At 69.6% G+C, this 22,278-nt stretch carries 16 protein-coding genes; 7 read left to right on the top strand and 9 right to left on the bottom strand.

The features are described 5' to 3' along the window. Positions 1-71 precede the first annotated feature (71 nt). Together P6166_RS11440 and P6166_RS11435 are read right to left on the bottom strand one after the other, a co-directional pair. Positions 72-2,777 carry a TonB-dependent receptor gene (locus P6166_RS11440; protein WP_277764588.1) on the bottom strand — a complete coding sequence of 902 codons (2,706 nt, stop codon included), beginning with the start codon at positions 2,775-2,777 and terminating at the stop codon, positions 72-74. Between the two features lie 115 nt (positions 2,778-2,892). Continuing rightward, the gene (locus P6166_RS11435) at positions 2,893-3,912 is read right to left on the bottom strand and encodes a glucokinase family protein (RefSeq protein WP_277764587.1); all 1,020 of its coding nucleotides are present in this window, start codon (positions 3,910-3,912) and stop codon (positions 2,893-2,895) included. 358 nt (positions 3,913-4,270) lie between these two features. On the opposite strand from P6166_RS11435, the gene P6166_RS11430 reads away from it, so the two are divergent. Genes P6166_RS11430 through P6166_RS11410 form a run of 5 tightly spaced genes read left to right on the top strand, consistent with a single transcriptional unit; the run spans position 4,271 to position 9,956 of the window. Continuing rightward, positions 4,271-5,563, top strand: coding sequence for a sugar MFS transporter (locus tag P6166_RS11430; RefSeq protein ID WP_277764586.1), 1,293 nt, complete (start codon positions 4,271-4,273; stop codon positions 5,561-5,563). Positions 5,564-5,621: 58 nt separating this feature from the next. Next, the gene (locus P6166_RS11425; RefSeq protein WP_277764644.1) at positions 5,622-6,689 is read left to right on the top strand and encodes a LacI family DNA-binding transcriptional regulator; all 1,068 of its coding nucleotides are present in this window, start codon (positions 5,622-5,624) and stop codon (positions 6,687-6,689) included. 15 nt (positions 6,690-6,704) lie between these two features. Next, positions 6,705-7,733, top strand: a complete 1,029-nt coding sequence (locus tag P6166_RS11420; protein WP_277764585.1) for an SIS domain-containing protein — start codon at positions 6,705-6,707, stop codon at positions 7,731-7,733. A gap of 4 nt (positions 7,734-7,737) precedes the next feature. Continuing rightward, positions 7,738-8,877, top strand: coding sequence for an N-acetylglucosamine-6-phosphate deacetylase (nagA, locus tag P6166_RS11415; protein WP_277764584.1), 1,140 nt, complete (start codon positions 7,738-7,740; stop codon positions 8,875-8,877). Continuing rightward, positions 8,877-9,956, top strand: a complete 1,080-nt coding sequence (locus tag P6166_RS11410; protein WP_277764583.1) for a heparan-alpha-glucosaminide N-acetyltransferase domain-containing protein — start codon at positions 8,877-8,879, stop codon at positions 9,954-9,956. The genes nagA and P6166_RS11410 overlap by 1 nt, the downstream gene beginning before the upstream one ends. 97 nt (positions 9,957-10,053) lie before the next feature. On the opposite strand, the gene P6166_RS11405 is transcribed toward P6166_RS11410, so the two are convergent. Continuing rightward, the gene (locus P6166_RS11405) at positions 10,054-11,283 is read right to left on the bottom strand and encodes a multifunctional CCA addition/repair protein (protein WP_277764582.1); all 1,230 of its coding nucleotides are present in this window, start codon (positions 11,281-11,283) and stop codon (positions 10,054-10,056) included. Positions 11,284-11,312: 29 nt separating this feature from the next. Further along, positions 11,313-13,283, bottom strand: a complete 1,971-nt coding sequence (locus tag P6166_RS11400) for a transglycosylase SLT domain-containing protein (RefSeq protein ID WP_277764581.1) — start codon at positions 13,281-13,283, stop codon at positions 11,313-11,315. A gap of 513 nt (positions 13,284-13,796) precedes the next feature. Here P6166_RS11400 and P6166_RS11395 point away from each other — a divergent pair. Next, positions 13,797-16,664 (top strand): TonB-dependent receptor, encoded by a 2,868-nt coding sequence (locus P6166_RS11395; protein WP_277764580.1) that lies wholly within the window; start codon positions 13,797-13,799, stop codon positions 16,662-16,664. A 557-nt stretch (positions 16,665-17,221) separates the two neighbouring features. Here the strand turns inward: P6166_RS11395 and P6166_RS11390 are convergent. From P6166_RS11390 to P6166_RS11375, 4 genes are all read right to left on the bottom strand, one after another. Next, positions 17,222-17,962, bottom strand: coding sequence for an endonuclease/exonuclease/phosphatase family protein (locus P6166_RS11390; RefSeq protein ID WP_277764643.1), 741 nt, complete (start codon positions 17,960-17,962; stop codon positions 17,222-17,224). A 52-nt stretch (positions 17,963-18,014) separates the two neighbouring features. Then, on the bottom strand, positions 18,015-18,845 hold the full coding sequence (locus P6166_RS11385; protein ID WP_277764579.1) for a thiol:disulfide interchange protein DsbA/DsbL: 831 nt from the start codon (positions 18,843-18,845) through the stop codon (positions 18,015-18,017). A 90-nt stretch (positions 18,846-18,935) separates the two neighbouring features. Next, positions 18,936-19,571: a thiol:disulfide interchange protein DsbA/DsbL gene (locus P6166_RS11380; protein WP_277764578.1), complete on the bottom strand. Its 636-nt coding sequence runs from the start codon at positions 19,569-19,571 to the stop codon at positions 18,936-18,938. 89 nt (positions 19,572-19,660) lie between these two features. Beyond that, positions 19,661-20,458: a c-type cytochrome gene (locus tag P6166_RS11375; RefSeq protein WP_277764577.1), complete on the bottom strand. Its 798-nt coding sequence runs from the start codon at positions 20,456-20,458 to the stop codon at positions 19,661-19,663. Positions 20,459-20,593: 135 nt separating this feature from the next. On the opposite strand from P6166_RS11375, the gene yihA reads away from it, so the two are divergent. After that, the gene (gene yihA, locus P6166_RS11370) at positions 20,594-21,217 is read left to right on the top strand and encodes a ribosome biogenesis GTP-binding protein YihA/YsxC (RefSeq protein ID WP_277764576.1); all 624 of its coding nucleotides are present in this window, start codon (positions 20,594-20,596) and stop codon (positions 21,215-21,217) included. Between the two features lie 4 nt (positions 21,218-21,221). Here yihA and P6166_RS11365 read toward each other — a convergent pair whose 3' ends face one another. Then, a complete protein-coding gene (locus P6166_RS11365; RefSeq protein WP_277764575.1) occupies positions 21,222-22,190 on the bottom strand; it encodes an MBL fold metallo-hydrolase in 969 nt (322 codons plus the stop codon). Positions 22,191-22,278: the final 88 nt, after the last annotated feature.

Below are 22,278 nucleotides of genomic sequence, written 5' to 3'. Positions count from 1 at the left end.
GCCGGAAAAAAAAGCGGGCCCGGACGAGTCCGGGCCCGCAGTGGAGCATTACACGCTTGGGAGAGACAACATCAGAACTTGAAACGCAGGTTCAAGTAGTACTGGCGGCCGTTGGCGTAGAAGGCATACGGCAGGAAGCCCGCGTCGCTGTTGGTGTAGTACTTGTAGACCGGGTTGTTGAGGTTCAGGCCGTCCAGCGACACCGTCATCCAGTCGGTGACGTGGTACGACAGCGAGGCCGAGAGCGCGCCCACCGACTTCTGGTAGAACTCGTCCGTACGGCTCACGCCGGCGTAGAAGTCATCGCGCCAGTTCCAGCTCACGCGGGCGCTGAAGCGGTCGTTCTCGAAGTAGCCGGCCAGGTTGTAGGTGTTCTTCGAGGTGCCGTTGAGCGGGCCACCGCCGCTGGCCTCGCCGTCGGCGTAGGTGTAGTTCGCCGACACGCCGAAGAACTCGCCGATCGGCTGCTGGTAGGCGACTTCGAAGCCCTTGATGTTGCCGTTGGTGTTGACCGGCACCGAGACCTGGTAATCGGCATACACGTCGGTTCCGCTGGCGTAGCTGGCGGCCTGGTCCTTGTAGCTGATCGTGGTGGTGCCGAAGTTGATGTAGTCGTTCAGCTGCATCGCGAACACGCCCACCGACAGCAGGGCGCGCGGGGCGAAGTACCACTCCAGGTTCGCGTCGTAGTTGGTCGAGACGATCGGCTTGAGTTGCGGGTTGCCGCCGCTGCCGGTGTGGGTCAGGTCATCCAGCGACAGCGAGCCGGCCAGCGCGGAGTAATCCGGGCGGGTCATGGTCTGCGACACGGCGAAGCGGGCCACCAGGTCATCGCTCAGGTCGAACTTGAGGTTCGCGCTCGGCAGCACGCGGCTGTAGTCGTTCTGCACCGTAGTCGGCAGGTAGTCGCCGAACGCCGAGCCACTGATCGCGCCCGGGATGCCGGAGTTGACCGGCAGCGACTGGTTGTACCGCACGTCCGTGTCGGTCTTGACGTAACGCAGGCCGATGTTGCCGCTCCACGCGGTGCCGGCGAAGTTGGCCTGCACGTAAGCCGCCGAGATCTTCTCCTTCACGCCGTAGACGTCGGAGAAGTAGAAGCGGCTGACCGGATCGCGGTTGGCGAAGTCGGCGTTGATCTGCGCCAGCTGCGACGGGGTGTAGTACCAGATGCCGCGCGGGAAGTTGCCGTCCAGGTCGCCGCCGAAGTCGCCCGGATAGCTGCCACCGGTGGTGGGATAGGCCGAGATGTCGGTCCAGTTGCTGGCGAAGTTCGGGCCCTGCGCGATCTCGAAGTCGTTCTTGCGCTCGTGCTCGGAGTAGCGCACGCCAAAGTCGAACGAGCTCAGCACGCTGTCGGCATTGGCGAACAGCTCGCCGTCGGCGGCGAACCAGTCCTCGCTGTCCTTCACGTCGATGGCCTGGCCGCCGAAGATCCAGCCGTTCTGCGGCAGGTGGTTGGCCGGCGTGTTGACGCCGCCCAGCGACCAGTCGATCGGGTCGCCCAGGCCGCCCATGCTCCAGCTGGCGCCGGCGTTGCCGGCGGTGCCGGTTTCCAGCACGTCCTGGGTCGGGCTCTTGCCGCTGCCGTCGGTGGTACCGGCCTGGAACTTGATGTTCAGGTTGTCCGAGGCCTGCCAATCGGCATCCAGCGTCAGGTACTTGGACTCGGAGGACGCGTTCGGGCGCGAGATCATGTCGTACACGCCGTACGGCGTGACCGTGGCGCTATTGGTCGGCGCGTAGGTGGCCTGGGTCAGCACGCCGTTCTTGATCACGTAGCCCGGGTTCGGCGCCTGCGTGTTGACGAACTGGCTGGCCCACATCATGTAGTTGCGGTTGTAGTTGTCCGCTTCCAGCTTGGAGTAGAACCCGTTGAGGTTCAGGGTCAGGCTGTCGGTGGCCTTGACCTGCACGTCCAGCACGCCGCCCTTGCGCTCGCGGGTCTGGTCGAAATAGACCGCGCCGAGCAGGTTCGGGTACAGCACGCCGGCCAGGTCCGGATTCGTCGCCACGACCGCGGCGTCGTCCGGAATCACGCCATAGCCGCCCACGACCTCCTGGCCGTCGCGGCGCAGCGAGCGCTTCTCGTAGAAGCCCTGCACCATCACGCCGACGGTGTTGGCATCGTTCTTCCAGTTCAGCAGCGCGCTGACCTGCGGCTCGGTCTTGTCGGGCAGGTCGGAATAGGCGGCGCCCACCGACGCTTCGGTGGTCAGGTTGTCGGCGAACTGGAGCGGCTTGCGGGTGATGATGTTCACCGAACCGGCGCTGCCGCCTTCCACCAGCTTGGCTTGGGAGCTCTTGTTGACCACGACCTGGTCGACGATCTCCGAGGGCAGCAGCGAGTAGCTCACGCTGCGGCCGACGTTGGCCACCTGGCTGAGCACGAACCAGTCGCCGGTGCCGATGGTGTGGCCGTTGACCAGGGTCTGGGTCAGGCTGGGGTTGGTGCCGCGCAGGCTGACGCGATCGGCTTCGTCGAACGCGCCTTCGCTGGCGCTGGACGAGCTGATGTTCACGCCGGGCAACTCGCGCAGCGTATCGGCCACGTTCTTGGCCGGCAGCTTGCCGATGTCCTCGGCGGTGACCACTTCCACGCGGGCCTGGGCATCGCGCTTGGTGTCCAGCGACTTCTCCACCGAACCGCGGATGCCGACGACCTGCACGGTATCCAGGTCGGTGGCCGTCTGGGTCTGGCCTGCCTCCTGTGCGTGCGCGCTGAACGCAAGACAGGTGACGATGGCCGAGGTAAGTACGGACTTGCGGTATTTCATGATGTCTCTCCTCATCAATCAATTGGATTAGCGGGCATTGCTTGGCGCGCCGATGCTGCTGTGCGTGGCGGTCCTCCCCGACCTCGACGCGGACTGCGACCACACGGTGTTGCGGTTACGCTGCTTTCGCCTTCTGGCCCAGATACCAACTGGCGGCGCCCACGACGCCCAGCTGCCCGTGATCGACCAACTTCACGGGAATTCGCTCCAGCGCCTCGCGCATCGATCCCTTGTCGAGGAACCGCTGCACGAAGCTGCTGTCGATCAGGAACTGGCGGATCTTGGGAAGGATCCCGCCAGCGAGATAGATGCCGCCCTGCACGCCGTACAGCAGGGCCATATCGCCCACGACGCTGCCGAGCAGGCCGCAGAACACGTCCAGCGCCTGGTGCGCGAGCGGATCGCCACCGGCCTGGGCCGCGGCGGTGATCGCGTCCGGCGTGGCGTGCAAGGCCGGCACGCCGCGCACCGCGCACAGCGCGTTGTAGAGGTTGAGCAGGCCCGGGCCGGAGATCGCATGCTCGACCGGTACGTGGCTGCGATGGCGCAGCATTTCGCGTACCAGCTGCATCTCCAGCTCGGTATTGCTGGCCAGCGCGGCCTGGCCGGCCTCGGTGGCGAGCACGACCGGGAAGCCGTCGTTGGGGATCCACACCGCCGCGCCCAGCCCGGTGCCCGGGCCGAGCACCAGCGTGGGGCCGCGCGGCGCCTGCGCCGGGCCGGTGAGCTGGACCACTTCGCTGGCGTCCACGTAGGCGGCGGCATGCGCCACCGCTTCGAAATCGTTGACCAGGTACACCTGCGCCAAGCCCAGTTCCTCGCGGATGGCGCGCGGCGACAGCACCCAGGGCAGGTTGTTGGTGATGACGGTGCCATCGGCCAGCGGATAACCGGCGCTGGCGATCACGCAGTCCTGCACGCCCGGGTTGTCGCGCAGGAAGTCGCCCACGATGGCGGCCAGGCTCGGGTAATCGGCGCAGCGGTACTTGCGGTAGTCCAGCACGTCGACCGGGTGGCGCGCGTCGGCGCCCGCCCGCACGCGGCCGATACGCACATGCGTGCCGCCCACGTCGGCGGCCAGGAACGCACCGGCGTGCGGCAGGGTGGGGCTCGAAGCTGGGGACGTTGCAGCCACACGGACTCCTGGTTGCCTGGGGCCATGCCGTGCCCCGTGGAGGGGTCTCGACAGGGCCGAGTGTGAAATCGGTCTGACAACGATGTCAACGGGGTGCAACGAAATTTTCGCAACTCGGTAACGCGGCCCTCCCGGGGAAACCGGTTACAGCCCGCGCCCTGCCTGCGAAGCCTGGCGTGGCTTGGCCCCGGCGCCTGGGGATGCGGCGGCGCAGCATTGCTGCGGCGCGTCACGCGCAAGGCCTGTCTCGCCGTCACGGGAAGTTGACAAGCAGCCCATGCCCATCGAATAAATGTGACAACGTTGTTCCCAGCCAGAGCGCCGCCACGGCGCTCGACGACGCAGGAGCTTTCACCCGATGTCCGCACTCACCGCCACCCCCGAACGCTCCAGCGTGATGACTTCCATCGCCATCGTCGGCGTGCTGTTCTTCGTCATCGGGTTTTTCACCTGGATCAACGGCCCGCTCATCACCTTCGTGCGCCTGGCCTTCGACCTCAACGAGGTCAACGCCTTCCTGGTGCTGATGGTGTTCTACCTGTCGTACTTCTTCCTCGCGCTGCCGTCGTCGTGGATCCTCAAGCGCACGGGCATGAAGAAGGGCCTGGCGTTGAGCCTGTTCGTGATGGCCGCCGGCGCGGCGGCCTTCGGCCAGTTCGCCACGCAGCGCTGGTATCCGGGCGCGCTGGGCGGCCTGTTCGTGATCGGCAGCGGCTTGGCGCTGTTGCAGACGGCGATCAATCCCTACATCTCCATCCTCGGCCCGATCGAGACGGCCGCGCGGCGCATCGCGCTGATGGGTATCTGCAACAAGATCGCCGGCATCCTCGCGCCCATCGTCATCGGCACGGTGGTGCTGCACGGCATCGGCGATCTGTCCGAGAAGGTCGCCAAGGCCGGTGCGCAGGAGAAGGCCGCGCTGCTCGACGAGTTCGCCGCCAACATCCATGCGCCCTACCTGACGATGGCCGCCGTGCTGGTGGTGCTGGCGATCGGCGTGCTGTTCTCGCCGTTGCCCGAGCTCAAGCCCTCCGAAGCCAATGCCACCCCGGCGGCCGGCGGCAGCGGTGGCAAGACCAGCATCTTCCAGTTCCCGCACTTGTGGCTGGGCGTGCTGTGCCTGTTCGTCTACGTGGGCGTGGAAGTGATGGCCGGGGATGCCATCGGCACCTACGGCCACGGCTTCGACCTGCCGCTGGACAGCACCAAGATCTTCACCTCCTACACGCTCGGCGCCATGCTCGCCGGCTACATCGCCGGCCTGGTGCTGATCCCGCGCGTGGTCTCGCAGGCGCGCTACCTGAGCATCTCGGCCGTGCTCGGCGTGCTGTTCTCGATCGGTGCCTTCCTCACCCACGGCTACGTCTCGGTGGCCTTCGTCGCCGCGCTGGGCTTTGCCAACGCGATGATGTGGCCGGCGATCTTCCCGCTCGCCATCCAGGGCCTGGGCCGCTTCACCGAGACCGGCTCGGCGCTGCTGATCATGGGCATCGCGGGGGGCGCGATCATTCCGCAGGCCTTCGCCATCCTCAAGCAGCACTACGACTTCCAGCTGGTCTTCGCCGCGCTGATGGTCCCGTGCTACCTCTACATCCTGTTCTACTCGCTGCGCGGCCACCGGGCCGGGCTGCCGGCGGGGCAGGCGGGCTGAGCAGGAAGGACCGGAACCGCGCATCATGGACGCCTTCGCCACCGCCCCGGAGCAGCCCATGCGCAGGCCGACGATCAAGGACGTCGCCGAGCGCGCGAAGGTCTCGCTGAAGACCGTTTCGCGCGTCATCAACAACGAGCCGTCGGTCATGCAGGCCACCCGCGCGCGGGTGCTGCGGGCCATCGCCGACCTGGACTACGAACCTGATCCTTCCGCGCGCAACCTGCGCAGCGGCACGCCGTTCGTGGTCGGCCTGGTCTACGACAACCCGAACCCGTACCACATCATCGGCGTGCAGAACGGCGTGCTGGCCGCCTGCCGCGAAACCGGCTTCGGCCTGCAGATCAACCCGGTCGATTCGACCTCGCCGCTGCTGGCCGAGGAACTGGCCGAGTGGGTGCAGCGCTCGCGCCTGGCCGGGCTGGTGCTGACCGCGCCGATGTCCGAACGCCCGGAGCTGCTGGCCGGCCTGGCCGCGCGCGGGATCAAGACGGTGCGCATCATCGCCGCCACCGAGGACCCGGGCGATGGCGCCTGCGTCTACATCGACGACCGCGACGCCGCCTACGAGATCACCGAACACCTGATCCAGCTCGGCCACCAACGCATCGGCTTCCTGTGGGGCGGCCCGCAACACCGCTCCAGCGGCGAGCGCTATGCCGGCTACGAGGCCGCGCTGCGCGACTACGGCATCACCGTGGACAAGCACCTCATCGTGCCGGGCGACTACACCTTCGACGACGGGTTCCGTGGCGCACGCCGCCTGCTGGCGCTGCGCGAGCCGCCCACCGCCATCTTCGGCAGCAACGACGAAATCGCCGCGGGCGTGCTGGCGGCAGCCAAGTCCTCCGGCATGAACGTGCCGTACCAGCTGTCCATCGCCGGCTTCGAGGACAGCCCGTTCTCGCGCCAGTCCTGGCCGCCGCTGACCACCGCCAAGCAAGCCACCGAGGACATCGCCCGCCATGCCGCGCGCCTGCTGATCAGCCAGCTGCGCAGCGACGCCTACGACGAGCAGGCACCGCAGCTGCATAACCGCGGATTCGTGCCGCAGCTGGTGGTGCGCGGTTCCACCGCGCCCGCACCGGCCGCCGCGGCGCGCTCCGCCCCGCCCGAACCGACCTGACCCCACCGCCCACCCATGTCCCTGCCCGAAGAAAACCAGACCCTGATGTTCCGCGAAGCCGCGGAAACCGCCGATGTCGTCGCCGCCCAGTTCGCGCGCAACCGCAGCACCGTCGAGGCGCTGGCCGCCTCGCTGCGCGCCAACCCGCCGCCGTTCGTGGTGACCTGCGCGCGGGGCAGCTCGGACCACGCGGCCACCTACGCCAAGTACCTGTTCGAGACGCAGCTGGGCATCGTGACCGCCTCGGCGTCGCCCTCGGTGGGGTCGGTGTACGAGGCGCCGCTGGCGGTGAAGGGCGCGCTGTACCTGGTGATCTCGCAATCGGGCAAGAGCCCGGACCTGCTGCGCAATGCCGAGGCGGCCCAGGCCGCCGGCGCACGCGTGGTGGCGCTGGTGAACGTGGAGGACTCCCCGCTGGCGCAGCTGGCCGAGACGGTGATCCCGCTGGGCGCCGGCCCGGAGCGCAGCGTCGCGGCGACCAAGAGCTATCTCGCCTCGCTGGCGGCCATCCTGCAGCTGGGCGCGCTGTGGAAGCAGGACCCCGCGCTGCTGCACGCGCTCGACGCGCTGCCCTCGGCGCTGCGCCAGGCGTGGGCCGCGGATTGGCGTGCGCTGACCGAAGGCCTGGTCGGCGCGCGCAACCTGTTCGTGCTCGGCCGCGGCCTTGGCCTGGCCGCCGCGCAGGAAGCGGCGCTCAAGTTCAAGGAAACCTGCGGCCTGCATGCCGAGGCCTATAGCTCGGCCGAGGTGAAGCACGGCCCGATGGCGCTGGTCGATGCCGGTTTCCCGGTGCTGGCGTTCGCGCAGCCGGATGAAACCGGCGCCGGCACGCGCGCTGTCGCCGAAGAATTCCGCGCGCGTGGCGCGCAGGTGTGGCTGGCCGCGCAGGAGGGCGACCTGCCGCTGGCCGCCGCACCGCATCCGGTGTGCACGCCGCTGCTCACCATCCAGAGCTTCTACCGCGCGATCAACGCGCTGGCGCTGCGCCGGGGCCACAATCCCGACCTGCCGCCGCATCTGAACAAGGTGACCGAGACGGTCTGACGCCATGACCATCGCGCTGCGCAACGGGAACATCCTCACCGACGACGGCTTCCGCAACGATCTGGCGGTGCTGGTGGAAGAAGGCCGCATCATCGCGCTGGCGCCGCTGGACGATGCGCGCGTGGCCGCGGCCGTGGCGGTGGACCTGCAGGGCCACACGTTGCTGCCGGGCTACATCGACGCCCAGGTCAACGGCGGGGGCGGCTACCTGTTCAACAACACGCCGGACGTGCAGGCGCTGGCGGGAATCGCGCGCGCGCACCGCCGCTTCGGCACCACCGGCCTGCTGCCCACGCTGATCAGCGACGACGCGGCGGTGATGGAGAAGGCCATCGCCGCCGTCGCCGAGGCGATCGATGCCGGCGTGCCCGGCATCCTGGGCATCCACCTGGAAGGCCCGTACATCGCCCCGGCGCGCAAGGGCACGCACGATGCCAGCAAGTTCCGCGTGCCCGATACCGGCGAGGTGGCGATGGCCGCCTCGCTGCGCAACGGCGTGACCCTGCTGACGCTCGCGCCCGAGCAGGTGCCGGCCGATACCGTGCGCGCGCTCGTCGCCGGCGGCGTGATCGTGGCCGCCGGGCACACCGCGGGCAGCTACGAGCAGGTCCGCGAAGGGCTGGCGGCGGGCATCACCGGCTTCACCCACCTCTACAACGCGATGTCGCCGCTGCAGGGGCGCGAGCCCGGCGCGGTCGGCGCGGCCCTGGAAGATGCCGATTGCTGGTGCGGCATCATCGTCGATGGCGTGCACGTGCATCCGGCCAGCCTGCGCGTGGCGCTGGCGGCCAAGCCGCGTGGGAAGCTGTTCCTGGTCACCGACGCGATGCCGCCGGTCGGCGCGGACGATCCGAGCTATTCGCTGTACGGCGAAATCATCACCGCCGTAGACGGGGTGGTCCGCAACGCGGCCGGCGCGCTCGCCGGCTCGGCGCTCGACATGGCCACCGCGGTGCGCAACAGCGTGCGCCTGCTCGGCCTGCCGCTGGAGGAGGCCGCGCGCATGGCCTCCACCTATCCGGCGCAGTTCCTGGGGCTGGGGGAGCGCTACGGCCGCATCGCGCCCGGGTACCACGCCGACCTGGTGCTGGTCGACGACGACTTGCAGGTCGTCGCCACCTGGATCGCCGGCAGCGCCGACTGATGGGCACGCCCGCGAACACCCCGCGCTACGCCTCGGTCGACGCGCTGCGCGGCCTCACCGTGGCCGCGATGCTGCTCGTCAACGACCCCGGCGAATGGGCGCACGTGTGGTGGCCGCTCGAGCATGCCGAATGGAACGGCTGCACGCCCACCGACCTGATCTTCCCGATGTTCCTGTTCATCGTCGGCGTGTCGATCGCGCTGGGCGTGGTGCCGCGCGCGCTGGCCGGCGGCGACCGCGCCGCGCTGACCCGCACGGTATGGGCGCGCGCGCTGCGCATCATTGGCCTGGGGCTGCTGCTGCACCTGCTCGCGTGGTGGTGGCTGGACAAGCCGCATTTCCGCCCGTGGGGCGTGCTGCAGCGCATCGGCCTGTGCTTCGGCATCGCCGGCAGCGTGGCCTTGTGGGTGAAGCCGAAGCTGCAATGGGGATTGATCGGCGTCCTGCTCGCGGGCTGGGCCGCGCTGCTGTTCGCCGGCGGCTCGCTGGCGCCGTTCCAGAACATCGCCAGCCGCGTGGACACCGCGATGCTCGGGCCGCTGGTCTACCAGTACGACCCCACGACGGGGCTGGGGCACGACCCGGAAGGCCTGCTCTCCACGTTGGGCGCACTGGCGACCACGCTGCTGGGACTGCGTGCGGGTGATGGGCTGCGCCAGGGGCGGCGCCGTTGGCTGGTGATCGGCGGCGTGGCGATCGGGCTGGCGGGGCTGGCGTGGTCGGGGTGGCTGCCGTTGAACAAGAACCTGTGGACCTCCTCCTACGTGCTGTGGAGCGCGGGCGTGTCGATGCTGCTGCTCGCGCTGGCGCACGTGCTGGTGGACCTGCGCGGCTGGCCGGCGCTGGGGCGCAGTTTCGGCGTCAACGCCATCGCCGCGTACGGCGGTTCGGCGTTGATGGTGTACGCGCTGGCCGGGCTGGGGTGGTGGGCGCCGATCTACGAGCGCGGCTTCGCCAGCTGGATCGCGCCGCTGGCCGGGCGCGAGGTGTCGTCGGCCGCGTTCGCGGTGGTGTTCGTCGCCGTGTGGTGGGCCATCGTGCGCTGGATGGACGCGCGGCGCTGGTACGTGAAGATCTGAGCGTGACCGGCCTTGGCCGGAAGCGCGGCTGCGGAAGTGCGTGGGCTCCGACGCGGGCGCCGGTAGGCGTCACGGTAGGGCGAGGTGTATGCCCGCGCTATTTCCGCAGTGTCCTCGCCCGGCCGATCGCCGCGATCCTCGCCTTCGCCAGCGCCTCGCCGATCTGCGGGCCCTGCAGGCCTTCGTTCGCCAGGTCGCGCGCGTTGATCGCCCATGCCGCTTCGTGCAGCCGGCATAGCTCCGGGCCTTGCGGATAATCCTCCTCCGCGCTGCCCAGCCGCCCGCGCTTGTCCGCCTCGCACACCACCGCGATCTGCGCGATCCGCTCCGGCCGCCGAAAACCATCGCAGCGACCGAGCAGTTCATGCACCGTCGCATCGCGCAGCTCGGCGAGGCGATGCACGTTCAAGTGTTCGCGGCATACGCACTCGGCCAGCTGCCGGTAATCCTGCGGCACCTTCAGCCGCTCGCTCATCGCCCGCGTCGGCGCCACGCCGCGCTGTTCGTGCATCACATGGCGCGGCAGTTCGTCGGCCGGCGTCAGCGCCTTGCCCAGGTCATGGCACAACGCCGCGTAGCCGATCATCGCATCGCCCGGGCGCAGCCGCGCGGCCATGTCGCTGACCATCTCCTGGTGCACGCCGGTATCCACTTCCGGATGGAACTGGACACGCTGCGGCACGCCATAAAGCGCCTCCACCTCGGGCAGCACCGCGTCCAGCGCGTGCGCGTCGTGCAGCGTGCGCAGGAATGCGGAGGGCCGCGGCGAGGCCAGCGCCTTGCGCAGTTCCTGCCACACCCGCTCGGGCACCAGCGCATCCAGCTCGCCGCTGGCCGCGATCTCGCGCATCAGTGCCAGCGTCTCCGGCGCCAACGTGAAGCCCAGCGGCGCGAGGCGTGCCATGAACCTTGCCGCGCGCAACACGCGCAGCGGGTCTTCGACGAAGGCCGGCCCGACATGCCGCAGCACGCGGGCTTCGATATCCCGCACGCCACCATACGGATCGACCAGCGTGCCGTCGTCGGCGCGTGCAATCGCATTGAGCGTGAAGTCGCGTCGCTGCAGGTCCTGTTCCAGCGTCACTGAGGGATCGGCGTCGACCACGAAACCGCGGTAGCCACGCCCGGACTTGCGCTCCGTGCGCGCCAGCGCATATTCCTCGCCGGTCTTCGGGTGCAGGAACACCGGGAAATCGCGGCCCACGGCCTTGAAGCCCCGCGCCTCCATCGTGGCCTGGTCCGCGCCGACCACGACCCAGTCGCGATCGCCCGCGGGCAGGTTCAGCAGGGCATCGCGGACCGCGCCGCCAACGAGATAGATCTCCATCGCCGCATCATGCCCGAAGCCGGCGCGCCTCAGCGGCTGCCGGCCGCCGTGGCCGCCGGGGTGTTGCACACGAACGCCTTGCGCTTGTCCTGCAGCGTGCCCACCAACCGGTCGCTCAGCGGCAGCGCATCGCCGTTGAGGCGCCAGTCGTAGATCACGCTGAAGGCCATCACCCGCGCCACGTAGTCGCGGGTTTCCTTGTAGCTGATGGTCTCGATCCAGAAATCCGGGTCGTGCGAAGGCCGCTGGCCCAGCCAGCGCGCCGCCGGCGTCGGCCCCGCGTTGTAGGCGGCCACGGTGACGTAGGGCTGGCCGTACTTGTCCAGCAACTGGCGCAGGTAGGCGGTGCCGATGGCGATGTTGATATCCGGGTCGTACAGGCTGGACGCGCCGGTGTAGCTCGCCAGCCCGATGCGCTGGGCCACGCCGTTGCCGGTGCCCGGCAGCACCTGCATCAGGCCCATCGCGTTGGCCGGCGAGCGCGCGTTGGAATTGAACACGCTCTCGGCGCGGATTTCCGCCGCCACCCACGCCGGGTCCAGCGCGTTGCGCGCCGCCTCGCGGCGGATCGTGTCGCCGTGGTGCAGCGGGAAGCGCAGCGTGTACAGGCGTTGCTCCTCCGGCTTCTTGCCCAGCGAGAACACCGCGCGGTCGAACCAGCCGGCCTCGCCGGCCAACTCGACCGCCAGCCGGCGCTGGGTGTCGTCGAAGCGGGTCAGCGCATCGTTCCATTCCAGCGTGGCCCAGCTGGCGCGATCCAGCTTGAACAGCTCCAGGGCGCGCACCAGCGCCGGGTCGCGCGCGATGGCGCTGCGCGCCTGCGCGGTGTCGTTCGGTTCCCAAGGGCACAGCACGTAGGGCTGGCCCAGCTTGTCGGCCGCCAGGAAGCCATGGAAGGTCGGGCTTTGCGCCGCGCCGCGGTACCAGCCTTGCGCCTCGCCGTTGCGGCCCAGCTTCTCGGCCAGGCGCGCGCGGAAATACTGCCAGCGTGAATCGTCGCGCTGCGCCGGCGGCATCTTCTCGATGCCGGCCAGCGCGCCGGGCCAGTCGCCACGCGACATCGCCTCGCGCACGCGCCATTCGCGCAGTCGCTCGTCATACGCGGCTTCCGGCACGGCCTGCAGCCGGCGCGCCGAATCCGGCAGATAGGAGGCCACCGTCCACAACGCGATCTGGTACAGCACCTTGCCGCGCTGGTCCGCATCCAGTGCCAGCGCGTCGGCCACCTGCGGCAGCAGGCGCTCGGCCGCGTCCGGGTTGGCCTTGGCCAGTGCCGACAACCCCGCCACCGCGACGCGGCGGCTGCGGTCGGTGCGCGGCCACGCCAGCGCACGCGTATCGGCGGCGGCGACGAAGGCGGCGTAGTCGTTGGCCTGCGCCTGCTCGGCGGCGGGCAGGCCCTGCGCGGCGGCGCGCATCACCGCGGCCTGCTGCTCGTCGGCGGCGGCCTCGATGCGCTGCCAGCGCAGCGGGGCGTCCAGCCCGCCACGCGCGGCCAGCGCACCGAACACGGCATCGCAGCCATTGGGCAGCGATTTGCCGTTCGCCCGCCAGATCGCCTGCGCGTCGCTGTTCCACTGCGCGTCGGCGCGGCCCAGCGCCTGGCGCGCGGTCAGTTCGGCGCAGCGCAGGGCCAGGTTGTCGGTGGGTTTCCAGTTGGCGAGGAAGGTGGACCAGTCCTCGCGCCGCGCCAGCGCCGGCAGCCACAGCGAACGGAAGGCCTCGGCGACCGGCTGGCCTGCGTAGCGCCGCAGGAAGTCCTGCGCGGTGGCGTTGTCCACGCGGTCGATGTCGCGCTTCAACGTGGCGTATTCCAGCCACCCGTAGACCGGGTTGTTGCGCAGCGCCGTCCGGGCGGCGGCGTCCGGGCGGCCGGCCTCGGCGGCTTCGAGCGCGGCGCGCATCGCCGGGCGCTGCGCTTCGGGCGATTGCGCGGCCGCGGTGAAGGCGAGCCCGGCCAGGGAGAGCGCGAGGAAGATCGGTTGCAGCGGTGTATTCATGACGAAGAAGGATACCGGCCCGCGGTGAATGGTCGTGACGATGGCCGGTGATTGTGCGGGCAACGGTGGCGATCGGCGCGATCACGCGCGCATCCGCGTGCGCTGTCGGCCGCTTGCATTCACGCGCGGGCAAGGCTCGAAAGCGGTTGCATCGATGCATCGCAAGCGATATCCGGCGAAGCCGAGCGAGGAAGTCGGCGGCGGCATCTCGTGGGCCTCGGAAAGCGGCCACGCATGCTTCGGTGGCGGACGTTGCCCGCTCGGTTCGAAGGGGCGGCAAGCTCCGCTGCCGAGGAAAGCCATCGAGCCACGCGTCGGAACACCCTCACGCACGGGACAATCCCCGGCCGCCGAGGCGAAACCCGCATGGCCTTCGGTGTCAGCCCGTGCCGGACCGCACTATCCCACGCCACCTGCTTGTCACCGCTTCACGATTTGTTTACAAAGCAGGCAAGCCGCGGCGGCGCAGGGAGACGTTGCGGCCGTCCCATCCCCTTTGGAGAGAGAGACCGGATGAGCATCCTGCGCCGCGATCCCTGCCGCCTGGCCCTGGCCTTGACCACCGCGCTGCTGCTGCCGTGGTCGGCTTGGGCGCAGGAGGCCGATGCCCCGACCGACACCGCCACCCGCACGCTGGACAAGGTGCAGGTCACCGGCACGCGCATCAAGACCGCCGAGATGCAGGGCCAGGTGCCGGTGCAGACGCTGACGCGCGCCGACATCGAGCGCACCGGCATGCAATCGGTGGGCGACGTGCTGCAGCAGCTCACCGCCTCGGGCTCCGCGCTCAACACCAAGTTCAATTCCTCCGGCAATTTCGGCTTCCCGGCCGATGGCGGCGGCGTGGGCGCGGGCTCGGCGCAGGTGGACTTGCGCCATCTCGGCGCCAAGCGCGTGCTGGTGCTGGTGGATGGCGTGCGCTGGGTCAACGAATCCTCGGCCTCGGGCGTCGGCGCGTCGGTGGACCTCAACACCTTGCCGCTGGCGCTGGTGGACCGCATCGAGGTGCTGGAGGACGGCGCCTCCTCGCTGTACGGCTCCGATGCGATCGCCGGCGTGGTGAACATCATCACCCGGCGCGAATTCGAGGGCGCGCAGGTCACGCTCAACTACGGCCAGTACGGCGAGGGCGACGGCACCAGCCGTGGCGTGGACCTGGCCTGGGGCACCCAGGCCGACCGCTACAGCCTGTTCCTGGGCGCCAGCTACGTGAAGCAGGACCCGGTGTGGGCGCGCGACCGCGCGCAGTCGCGCTTTCCGGTGCCGGGCACCGGCGTGGCGCTGGGCAGCTCGGCGACGCCCGATGGCCGCTTCGATTTCATCGACCCCAACACCGGCGCGCAGCAATCGCTCACGCCCAATGCGGGTGGCAACGGCACGCCGGTGTACGACGGCAGCGCCGGCTGCGCGCGCAGCGACGGCTACCACTGCTTCAGCAGTGCCGACCGCTACAACTTCGCCACCGAGAACCTGCTGCTGACCCCGTCCGAGCGCAAGAGCGTGTTCGGCCAGTTCCGCCTGTTCTTCAACGACGACGTGCAGTGGTACCTCAAGGCGCTGGGCAACCGGCGCGAATCGCGCAACCAGTCCGCGCCCGAGCCGATCTTCCTCGGCCCGGAGGCCGGCACCGGCAATCCGCTGGCCGACAACATCGTCATTTCCGCGGCCAACCCGTACAACCCGTTCGGCTTCGACCTGGATTCGTCGGACAACCTGATCCTGATCGGCCGCCGCCCGGTGGAGGGCGGCCCGCGCGTGTTCGAACAGCGCGTGGATACGGACTACTTCGCCACCGGCTTCATCGGCACCTTCGAAACGTCCTGGCGCACGTGGTACTGGGACGTCAACGCGATGTACAGCCGCAGCAAGGCCGAGCAGACCAACACCGGCAGCTACGACATCTACAACATCGCGCTCGCGCTGGGCGACCCGGCCGCGTGCGCGGCGGTGGCCGGCTGCGTACCGCTGGATATCTTCGGCGGCGCCGGCAGCATCACGCCCGAGATGCTGCGCTGGATCCAGCCGGTGGTGCACGACCGCAGCCAGAACGAGCTGAGCCTGTTCAGCGCCAACCTCAGCAGCGAACTGTTCCAGCTGCCGGCCGGCGCGGTGTCCTTCGCCACCGGCGTGGAGCATCGGCGCTACGAAGGCTGGTACCAGCCCGATCCGTTGACCGTGGCCGGCCACTACAACGGCGTGCCTTCGCAGCCGACCTCGGGTAGCTACGACGTCAACGAAGCCTACGTCGAGCTCAGCGTGCCGCTGTTCGCCGCCACGCGCTTCGGCGACCGGCTCGACCTGAGCCTGGCCGGCCGCTATTCGGATTACTCCACCTTCGGCAGTGAGTTCACGCCCAAGTACGGCCTGCGCTGGCAGGTCACCGACGAACTGGTGCTGCGCACCAGCTGGGCGGAAGGTTTCCGCGCGCCGACCATCGGCGAGCTGTACGGCTCGGCCGCGCGCGCGGACCTGGTGCTCGTGGACCCGTGCTCGGGCGGTGGCAATGCCGCCCACTGCGCCGCCCTCGGCGTGCCGGCCGGCTTCCAGCAGGCCAACCCGCAGATATCGGTGACCACCGGCGGCAACCGCGCGCTGGAACCGGAGCGCGCGCGCAGCTTCAGCGCCGGCTTCGTGTGGAGCCCGTGGTTCGGCAACAACGCGCCGTGGGCGGACCGCTTCGATATCGAGGCCACGTTCTACCGCCACCACGTGGACGACGCGATCCAGGCGATCGACGCGCAGACCCAGCTGGACCTGTGCGTGCAGACGCTGGCGGCCGAGTACTGCGACGGCATCGGCCGCGCTTCCACCGGCGGCATCAACAGCTTCAACAACCGCCTCACCAACCTGGGGTCGATCAAGACCGACGGCTGGGACGTGGACGTGTTCTGGACGCTGCCGATCAGCACCATCGGCCGCTTCAAGATTTCCTGGCAGAACACCTTCGTGGGCCGCTACGAGGCGGTGGGCGCGGCGGGCCAGCGGCAGCCGCAGGCGCCGGGCGTGGAGGTCAACGACAGCGCCATCCCGGAGTGGAGCAGCAACCTGGCGCTGGACTGGAACCTGGGCGCATGGAATGCGACCTGGCGCCTGCGCCACATCTCCGGGCTGCGCGAATCGTGCAGCAGCGCGGTGGATTTCCCGGTGTGCCCGGACCCGGCCAACGACCGCCACGACATGGGCTCGGTGACTTACAGCGACGTGCAGTTGGGGTATCGCTTCGAGTGGCTGTCGGGATTGCAGGTGAGCGGCGGGGTCAACAACCTGTTCGACAAGGATCCGCCGGTGTGCCTGTCGTGCTCGCTCAACGGGTATGACCCGTCTACTTACGATATTCCGGGTGGGCGGTATTGGTATTTGCGGGCGGATCTGCGGTTCTGAGGTTGGCAGGCTGTTCGCGGTTGAGTCCGCTGACTTGCGGTACGGGCCTCGCCCTGCCGGGTATGGGCGTCCCGGTTCGGGACGACATCCTGTCTCTACGAACCGTCGTGGGCCATCCATGGCCCACTGACGCCCATACCCGGCAGGACGAGGCAAGGCGCCTCATTTCCCCACTTCGATGACGAAGCCCGTCTTGGGGTAGGGGAGGGCAAAAGCAAAAGCAAAAGCAAAAGCAAAAGCGGGCGCCTTCGCCGTTGGTGAGGGCGTTTGCATTTTTGGCCGATCGAGGGAGTTTGTGGGGGCGTTCGGGGGCTGGGGCCTTATCGGGGGCGTGAGGCGGCATGGATGCCGCCGACCGAGGCCCGAGGCCATGGATGGCCGCTTTCGGCCGTCCCCCGATAAGGCCCCAGCCCCCGGACGCCGCGCGACCAGAACCGAACAGCCGCCGGGCGCCGCGCGACCAGAACCGAACAGCCGCCGGGCGCCGCGCGACCAGAACCGAACAGCCGCCCTCAACGCGCGCGACAAACCCAAACCGCGCGAACGCGCCCAGGAGCTCAGCTTTTGAGCAGCTCCGCAGGCACATCCAACTCCATCCCGATCGCGAGATGGTCGGAGAACGCGGCGGGAATAGCTTCGGTAGCCCCGATACCCAGCCCTTCGCTGACGAGGATGTGGTCGATCGCCCGCTCGGGCCGCCAGCTCGGGAACGTCAGCACGGTAGAGGCCGGCGGCTGCAGCCGCGTCTTGCGATACAGCACCTGCATTTCCGGCCGGTCGGCCACGCAGTTGAAGTCGCCCATCAGCACCGCATTGGGATGGTCCGACAACAGGTCCGCGATGAAGGACAACTGCGCCAGCCGCGAATTGGCGCCCAGCGACAGATGCGCCACCGCCACCGCCAACCCCTGCGCACCTTCGCCGAACTTCGCCAGCAGGATGCCGCGCCCGCCGATGCGGCCGGGCAAGGCATGGTCCTGCACTTCCACCGGTTCGAGCTTGCTCAGCAGCCCGTTGGCGCTGGACGCCACCCCGCCCATGCGCCGGTTCGGCTGGTGGCTCCAGTAATGGAAGCCCGCGCGCTCGGCCAGGTAGTGGGTCTGGTTGGTGAAGCCCGAACGCAGGCTGCCCGGATCGGACTCGTTGAGCCCGACGATGTCGCGATCCCCCGCCAGCTGCGCGATGGTGTCCAGGCTGGTGCGCTTGCGCCCCATCGGCAACGCGTGGGACCAGCTGCGGGTGACGTAATCGCTGTAGCGCCGCGTGCTGCTGCCGGCCTGGATGTTGGCCGTCAGCAGCCGCAGCCGACGCGTGTTCGTGGGGGAATCGGACACCGTGGACGCCTGTTGCTTACTGCTTGGCTGCCCGCTCGCGCGCGATCAGGTGGTCGGCGATGCGCAGCATGTCCTGGTAGCTCGTGCCCTTGACCAGGTACTTGCCGTTGACCACCAGCGACGGGGTGCCGGTGATCTTGCTGCGCGTGGCGAACTGCTTGGCGCGGTTGGTCTTGGCGGCCACGCCGAAGCTGGCCATGGTGTCGGCGAACTGCTTCGGGTCCACGCCGTACTTGGCGTAGAACTTGGCGATGTCCTCCACCGAATCCTTGCCGCGCTCGCCCTTCAGGCTCTGCTCGACATGGATGGCGTTGTACAGCGCCTCGTGGGTCTTCTCCCGCACGCCCAGGGTCTCGGCGGCGTAGAAGGCGCGCGCGTAGTCATCCCAGGTGCCGCCGAACATCGCCGGCACGTAGACGAACTGCACGTCCGAGGGCAGGCCCGCCTTCCACGGCCCGATCAGCGGCTGGAAGCGGAAGCACGCCGGGCAGACGTAGCCGAACACCTCGGCCACCTCGATCTTGCCGGCCGCCTGCTGGTACGGCTGGCCGCCTTCGATCACCAGGTAATCGGTGCCTTCCACCGGGGCCGGGCCGCTCGGCGGCTGCGCGTTGACCGGCGGCTGGTGGCCTTCCTCGGCCGGCGCGGCGGTGGCCTGCTCGTTGCCGGCCGGGGCCGGGGTGGCGGTGTCGGCCGGCGTGGCGGCGGTGCTGGCCGGCGCGGCCTCGGTGGCGGCCGGCGTGCTGGCGGCCGGGGCGGTGGTGTCGGCACTGCCGTCCTGCGCCTTGCAGGCCACCAGGGCCAGCGGCAGCAGAGCCATCAGGGTCAGGGCGAAGCGGGTCTTCATCGGGGTGGATCTCCAACGGGAAAACGGGAGGGGCGGGCGCCGCGCCGCATGATCGCACGGCACCCGGTCAAGGAGGGCTGAAGCGCCGGCTCAGCGCCCGGCGCCGGCCTGCGCGCGGGCGATCAGCGCGTCGGCGTTGCGCAGCAGCTGTTCGAAGTCGCGGCCGCGCACCAGGTACACGCCGTTGATGATCAGCGCCGGCGTGCCGGGCACCTGCTCGCGCTGGAGGAAGCTGCGCGCGGCCTGCATCTTGGCATTGACCGCATCGCTCTTGAGCGTCTCGATGAAACGCGCCGGCTCCACGCCGTAGCCGGCGTAGAACATCGCCAGCTCCTGCGGGCTGATGTTCTGCATCGGCAGGGTCTGCTTCTCGTGCAGGGCCTGGAACATCGCCGCGTGGCTGCGCTGCGCCACGCCCAGCTGCTCGGCGGCGAAGTAGGCGCGGGCGAAGGCGTCCCAGTTGCCGCCGAAGGTCGCCGGCACCACGGTCAAGCGCACGTTCTTGGGCAGCTTGGCGGCCCACTTCTCCAGCGTCGGCTCGAAATGCGCGCAGTGCGGGCAGGTGTAGCCGAACACCTCCACCACCTCGATCTTGCCGGCCAGCGGCGCCCACGGCTGCCCGCCCTCGATCTCGGTGTAGTCCACGCCGGGGGTGAGGTCGGCGGCGGTGGCGGCCAGCGGCACCAGGGCCAGGGCGGCAAGCAGAACGCGGGACATCAGGCTCATATCAGCTCCATTGGCAAAACAAACGCCGGTCTGAGGACCGGCGTGGTGGGGAACGACGCCCGACTTGGACCGCGCGCGCGGCCACAGGTTCAGGACTTGGGCGGACCTGCCTGCGCCATGGCCGCGGCGGCCTCGTCGTCGGCGGCGTCATGCAGGCCCTGCATGTAGCTCGCCAGCGCCTGGATTTCCTGCGCGGTCAGCGGCTTGGCGATGGTGGTCATGATATTGGACAGCTTGGTCTCGGTGCGCTGCGCGGTGCCGGCCTGGTACTCCTGCAGGCGCCGGGCCACGTAGTCGGCATGCTGGCCGCCGACGTGCGGGAAGGCCGGCCCGGGGTTGCCGGCGCCGGTCGGCCCGTGGCACGCCATGCAGGCCGGGATGCCGCGCGAGGCGTCGCCGCCGCGGTACAGCTTCTGCCCGATCTCGTAGAACTTCATGTCCTTGTAGGGCCCGTCGGCCACCACGCTGTCGTCGGCCAGGCCGGCGCCGGATTTCTGCGTGGCGAAGTAGGCCCCCAGGTCGCGCATGTCCTGCGCGGTGAGGTCCTGCACGAACGGCAGCATCACCGCGACCGCGCCGCTGGTGCGCTCGCCGTTGCGGATCAGCGCGATCTGCTCGGCGACATAGCGCTCGCTCTGGCCGGCGATGCGCGGGTACATGTCCACCGATGGGTTGCCGTCCGGCCCATGGCAGGCCGCGCAGGCGGCGGCCTTGGCCTGGCCGGCCTTGGCATCGCCCCAGTGGGTCTTGGACAGGTCGATGACCAGCGGCGCGACCTTGACCGGCGCGTTGTCGGGCACCGGCACGATGGCGGTCTGGGCGTAGGCAACTGCGGCGATGACGGGTAAGGCAAGAGCGGCAAAGGCAAGCACGCGAGCGTGGCGCATCAGCTAAAGCTCCGTATGGACCTGGACGTCTGCGTTGGGGGGCGTGGGGGCCGCAGGTTTCCCCGATTATCACGTTGCGCTCGCGCGCCGGTCAACGAAGGGGCGTGTCCGGCCCGGACATGCGATCCTACGCGCATGTCGCAGCTCATCGAACGTGCCCAGTACCTGCTCTCGGCCCACAACGCCCGCCAGCTCCCCGAGGACGGCGGTTACGAGGTCGCCTTTGCCGGCCGCTCCAACGCCGGCAAGTCCAGCGCCCTCAACGCGCTGACCCGGCAGAATTCGCTGGCGCGCGTGTCCAAGACGCCCGGCCGCACCCAGCAGCTGGTGTACTTCCAGGTCCAGCCCGAACGCTACCTGGTCGACCTGCCCGGCTACGGCTACGCCAAGGTGCCGCAGGACCTGCAGGCGCACTGGCAAGCCTTCATCGACAAGTACTTCCGTACCCGCGAGGCACTCAAGGGCCTGGTGGTGGTGATGGACATCCGCCATCCGCTCAAGGACTACGACAAGCAGATGCTCGGCTACGCGGTCGAACGCGGCCTGCCGGCGCACGCGCTGCTCACCAAGGGCGACAAGCTCGGTCGCGGCCAGCAGATGCAGTCGTTGCAGAAGGTGCGCAAGGAGCTCTCGGGGCTGTGGGCCGACAGCGTGACGGTGCAGGTCTACTCGAGCGAATCGCGCCAGGGCGTGGACGAGCTGCGCGGCATCGTCGGCGGCTGGCTTGGCCTGGGCGCCGAGGCGCCGCAGGCCGGCTGATCCTTCAGCGCGCCGCCGGCAGCGGCGCGAACTCGCCCGGCACCCAGGCGTAGCTTTCGCCTTCGCGGCGCACGTGGCCCAGGCCCGGGAAGGGCAGGTGCGCCCCGGCGACCCACCAGCCCTGGTCGGCCGCCTCGGCCAGCATGCTTCGACGCGACTGGATCGCCGCGGCGCGGTCGCTGTCGGCCTCGTAGCTGGCCTCCGGCTGGGCGAACTGCACCGCATGGAAGTGCACCAGGTCGCCCCACACCAGAAGCTTGCCGCCGGCGCCGCCGTCGAACAGCCACGACACATGGCCGGGCGTATGCCCGTGCGTATCCAGCGCGACCACCCCGTCGGGCAAGGCGTCGCCGGGCGCGAAGCGATGCAGGCGGCCGGCATACGGCGCCACCGCCTTGCGCGCCAGCGGGAAGGCAAAGCGCAGGAAGGCCGGCGCGGTGGCCGCGCTCGCCGGGTCGAGCCAGTAATCGGCATCGGCGCGCGACAGCCACACCTGCGCCTTGGGATAGGCCGGCTGGCCCTGCGCGTCGAGCAGGCCGCACAGGTGGTCCGGGTGGGCGTGGGTCAGCACGATGTCGTCCACCTGCTCGGGCCGGTAGCCGGCCACGCGCAGGTTCGCCAGCACCTGCCCCAGGCCCGGGCCGAAGCATTGCTGGGTGCCGGTATCGACCAAGGTCAGGTGGCGGCCGTGCTGCACGAGATAGGCGTTCACCGCCGTCTGCAGGCCCTTCGCATCTTCCGGCACGTAGCGGTGGTCGAGCAGCCGCGCCACGCGGCCCGGGTCGATGCCGACCAGTTCCTGCCGCGCGAGCGCGACGGTGCCGTCGAACAGCGCGGTCACGCGCAGCGTGCCGATCTGCTGGCGATACACGCCGGGCACCTGGGCATCGGCCGGCGGTGGCGCTTCGGCGCGCGCGCCGGGGGCCAGCGACAGGGCCAGCCAGATCAAGGGGAAGAAGGGGCGCCAACGCATGGGGACTCCGGGAAGATGCGGCATCGCCGCGACCGCCATAGCGTGCCGCCAAGCGCGCGCGCGAACCGCTCACTGTGCATCGCGAACC

It is taken from the genome of Stenotrophomonas sp. HITSZ_GD (assembly GCF_029543105.1).
Lineage (GTDB): Bacteria > Pseudomonadota > Gammaproteobacteria > Xanthomonadales > Xanthomonadaceae > Stenotrophomonas_A.
This window is presented reverse-complemented; position numbering and strand designations above follow the sequence as displayed.